At 67.0% G+C, this 4,103-nt stretch carries 4 protein-coding genes; all 4 read left to right on the top strand.

Annotated features, from left to right (window positions below; genetic code table 11):
• On the top strand, nt 1-806 hold an 806-nt coding region (locus tag ACTIL2_RS15180; protein WP_442338314.1), incomplete at its 5' end, for a Gfo/Idh/MocA family oxidoreductase.
• A 141-nt stretch (nt 807-947) separates the two neighbouring features.
• A complete protein-coding gene (locus ACTIL2_RS15175) occupies nt 948-2,159 on the top strand; it encodes a Gfo/Idh/MocA family protein (protein WP_442338313.1) in 1,212 nt (403 codons plus the stop codon).
• A gap of 8 nt (nt 2,160-2,167) precedes the next feature.
• Nucleotides 2,168-3,181: a sugar phosphate isomerase/epimerase family protein gene (locus ACTIL2_RS15170; protein WP_442338312.1), complete on the top strand. Its 1,014-nt coding sequence runs from the start codon at nt 2,168-2,170 to the stop codon at nt 3,179-3,181.
• On the top strand, nt 3,178-3,963 hold the full coding sequence (locus tag ACTIL2_RS15165; protein WP_442338311.1) for an SDR family NAD(P)-dependent oxidoreductase: 786 nt from the start codon (nt 3,178-3,180) through the stop codon (nt 3,961-3,963). Before ACTIL2_RS15170 ends, ACTIL2_RS15165 begins: the two co-directional genes overlap by 4 nt.
• Nucleotides 3,964-4,103: the final 140 nt, after the last annotated feature.

Raw genomic sequence — 4,103 nt, 5'->3', positions numbered from 1 at the left:
ATACCCGCCGGGACCTTGTCCTGCGGGCGCTGGAGGCCGGCGTGTCGGTGGTCGCGGACAAGCCCTTCGCCCCGGACGCGGTGACGGGGGAGGAGCTGGTCCGCGCCGCTGACGAGCGGGGACTGGTGCTCAACGTGTTCCACAACCGACGGTTCGACACCGACATCGTGACGGCGCGCGGGGTGGTCGACGGTGGGGCACTGGGGACGGTGCGCGGGTTGGACCTGCGTCTGGACCTCGATGAGCCGGAGTCCGTGGAGAGTGGTCCGCAGGGTGGTCTTCTTCGTGACCTCGGCTCGCATGTCGTGGACCAGGCGCTGACGCTGATGGGGCCGGCAGTATCCGTGTACGCGCGACTCGACTCGCAGGACCGGGCGGAGGGGGAGACGAACGTGCGTTTCCTGATCGTGCTCGGCCACCGGTCGGGCGCGGTGTCCAGGATTTCCGCGAGCAAGGTGGACCACCTCGTGTCGAAGGAGGTACGGATCTTCGGGGATGACGGCTCCTACGTCTCCGACTTCACCGATGTCCAGGCGGAGGCGGTCAAGCGCGGGAAACGTCCGGCGGGACGGCGGGCGGACTGGGGCTACGAGGACGCGTCCCGGTGGGGCGTCCTGCGCACTGACTCGGGGGAGGTGTCCGTGCCGTCCGCTCAGGGGGACTACACGTGTTTCTATGACGGTTTCGCTGGGGCGGTCGCCCACGGAGGGGCTGGTCCGGTCCCCGGGACGGAGGGGGTCGAGGTGCTCCGGGTCCTGGATGCGGTGGCCGTCAGTGCACGTGAAGGGCGCACCGTTGCCATGTGACCTTCCCTGCGCGAGAAACTTTCATTTGTTTGATTGACAGGACAAATATTCACGCATACTATTCCTGGGAAACGCTTCGGATATAGCGTCCATCACACCGGGGCCCGATTGCGGCACCGGACACACTCCAGGAGGTAATTCATGACGTCGTCAAGCATCGGGGTCGCTGTCATCGGCGCAGGCATGGCAGGGAAGGCGCATGCCGCGGGATACCGGACAGCGCCGACCGTCCATACCGGGGAACTTCCGGACATCCGTCTGGTCTCCATCGCCGACGCCAATGAGAAACTCGCCGAGACCACCGCGAAGCGGTTCGGGTTCGAACGCTTCGACACGTCCTGGCAGGCCATCGCCGAGGCCGATGACGTTGACGTGGTCAGTATCGTGGTGGCCAATGCGCTGCACCGCGAGATCGCGGAAGCACTCCTGGCAGCCGGCAAGCATGTGCTCTGCGAGAAGCCACTCAGTGACACCATCGGGGACGCGGAGGCGATGATCAGTGCCGCTGACACAGCGTCCGCAACCTCCGGTGCCGTGGCCCGAATCGGACTGACCTTCCGGCGTGCGCCCGGGATCGCCCACATCCGTGACCTCGTCCTGTCCGGTGAACTGGGAAAGGTCGCTCACGTCAGCGGCTACTACTGGACCGACTACGGATCCGATCCGCAGGCCCCGATCAGCTGGCGCTACAAGGGTCCGAACGGTTCCGGTGCACTCGCCGACGTCGGGAGCCACCTCACCTACCTGGCGGAGTTCGTCGCCGGATCCCAGTTCGCCACTGTCCGGGGTGGCCAGCTCAGCACCGTGATCACGCAGCGCCCCAAGCCGCTGGGTGCCGTGGTTGGGCATGAGGGGGGTGCCGTCTCCGACGAGTACGAGGACGTCGAGAATGACGATGTCGCGTCCTTCTCGGGGTCCTTCGCCGGAGGAGGGACGGCGACGCTGCAGGTCACGCGTATCTCGCAGGGGCACGCCAACACCCTCGGCTTCGAGATCTTCTGCGAGAGGGGGTCGCTGAAGTACGACTTCCGGCACCCGGGCGAGTTCCAGATCTTCAGCCCGCAGGACGGTGACGCCGGCTACCGCACAGTGACCCTCGGGCCGTCCCACCCGTACTGGCAGGGAGGGCTGGCCATGGATTCCCCGGGTGTCGGGGTGGGCCAGAACGAGGGGTTCGTGTTCCAGGCCCGTGCCTTCCTGGAGGAGGTTGCCGGAGTCCCCGAGTCGGAGAGCTACCCGCGAAACGCCGGTTTCAGCGACGGCCTCCACAATATGCGTCTGATCGACGCCATCTCCCGTTCCGCCGCCGAGGGTGGCGCCGAAGTCACCGTCCCGACCCCCGCCACCGTTTAGGAGTACCCATGAAGCTCGGCCTGTACAACGCCATCCTGCACGACAGGACCCTCCCCGAGGCCATCGAGACCGTCTCCGGGGTCGGTCTGACCGGCCTGGAGATCAACACCGGTGGGTTCCTGCCGGCTCTCCACGTCCCCACTTTCGACGATATCCTCGCCAGCGACAGTGCCCGGGACGACTACCTCGGCATTTTCGAGGGAACCGGGGTCGACATCGCGGGACTGAACTGCAACGGCAACCCCCTGCACCCGAACCGTGCGATCGGTGACCGGCATTCCGAGGACATCCGCCGTTCCATCCGGCTGGCGGAACGGCTCGGACAGGACCGCGTGGTCACCATGTCCGGGCTGCCCGGTGGAGAGCCCGGGGCGACCCGTCCGAACTGGATCGTCAACGCATGGAACTCGGGCGCCCTCGACGTCCTCGATTACCAGTGGGGGGTCGCCGCCGACTTCTGGCGCGAGACCGACCGTCTCGCCGCGGACCACGGGGTGAAGGTCGCCCTGGAGCTCCACCCGCAGAACCTGGTCTTCAACTGCGCCGACGTGCACCGGCTCGTCGAGGAGACCGGCGCCACCCACGTCGGTGTCGAACTGGACGCCTCCCACCTGTTCTGGCAGCAGATGGACCCGATCGCCGTCGCCGAGCACCTGGGCGACCTGGTATTCCATGCCGCGGCCAAGGACGTCCGGGTCAACCCTGAGTGGGCGCGCATCAACGGCGTCCTCGACAACAGCTTCCGGCGGCTCTCCCCGGACGAGGAGCGCACCAACCTCGGCGGTGATGAGTGGGCGAACGCCTGGCCCGAGAATTCCGCCTGGGACTTTGTGGCGCTGGGGAAGGGGCATGACGTGGCCTACTGGACGGAGTTCCTCCGGGCCCTGCACGCCATCGACCCCGGAATGCGGGTCAACATCGAGCACGAGGATGTCGAGCTCGGGCGAGTCGAAGGTGTGCAGCAGGCAGCCGATGTCCTGTTGGCCGCCGACTCGGCCCTCGAGGCCTCGCTCCCGGCATGATCTGCTGGGCGACCTACCCCTACGCTGGTTCCGTCGTCCTGGTCACCGGGGCAGGCTCGGGGATCGGACGCGGGATCGCACGGGCGTTCCTGGAACAGGGTGCTTCCGTGGTTCTCACCGGGCGGCACGCAGAACCGCTCGAGGAGACCGCCGACGGGTACGGGACGGACCAGGCACTGACTGTGCCACGGGACCTGACGCACCCGGGAGCGGCGGAAACCGTGGTTGCCGCGGCCCTGGAACACTTCGGACGGCTCGATGTCGTGGTCGCCTGCGCCGGGACCAGTGAGCCGAGCCCCGTAGATTCATTCACCCGCGAGGCGTGGTCGAGGGTCCGCTCGATCAACCTGGATTCCGTCATAGAACTTGCCCAGGCATGCGTTGAACCGTTGCGCCGCAGCCGTGGGAACATCGTTGCGGTGTCGTCGGTCGCCGGCCTGCGCGGTGAGTGGGGGATGTTCGCCTACGGCGCCACGAAGTCGGCGGTGAATTCTCTCGTCCAGGGGCTCGCGCTGGATCTGGGGCGGGACGGGGTCCGGGTGAACGCCATCGCGCCGGCCTTCACGGAGACGAGGTTGACCAGGGACCGCCTGGATGACCCGGTGTTTCTGGAGCGGCTGATGGACAGGGTCGCACTCGACCGGGTGGCCCAACCCGAGGACATCGCCCGGGCTGTACTGTTCCTCGCCAGCCCGGACGCCGGGTACATCACTGGCGCGATCATCCCGGTCGACGGCGGTACCTCTGCGTCGAACGGAGCACCGCGTCCTGTGGAGCCCTAGTAGCCTCCATATGAATCAGATCCCGGTTCCCCGCTCAGTGCGGGGGACCGGGATCTGACTTTCGTGCGTCGTGGCATCCAGCCGTTCTAGATTGCGGCGTTTGTGCCCCTCTTCCGGACATCGAACGCCGCACCCGATTC

It is taken from the genome of Corynebacterium sp., assembly GCF_052107835.1.
Taxonomy (GTDB): domain Bacteria; phylum Actinomycetota; class Actinomycetes; order Mycobacteriales; family Mycobacteriaceae; genus Corynebacterium.
Note: the sequence above shows the minus strand (reverse complement) of the source record. Positions and strands in the feature narration are given on the sequence as shown.

Excerpts from the sequence above, each read along its gene's own strand:
- ACTIL2_RS15175 (WP_442338313.1), top strand. The coding sequence starts at position 948 with ATGACGTCGTCAAGCATCGGGGTCGCTGTCATCGGCGCAGGCATGGCA.
- ACTIL2_RS15170 (WP_442338312.1), top strand. The coding sequence starts at position 2,168 with ATGAAGCTCGGCCTGTACAACGCCATCCTGCACGACAGGACCCTCCCC.
- ACTIL2_RS15165 (WP_442338311.1), top strand. The coding sequence starts at position 3,178 with ATGATCTGCTGGGCGACCTACCCCTACGCTGGTTCCGTCGTCCTGGTC.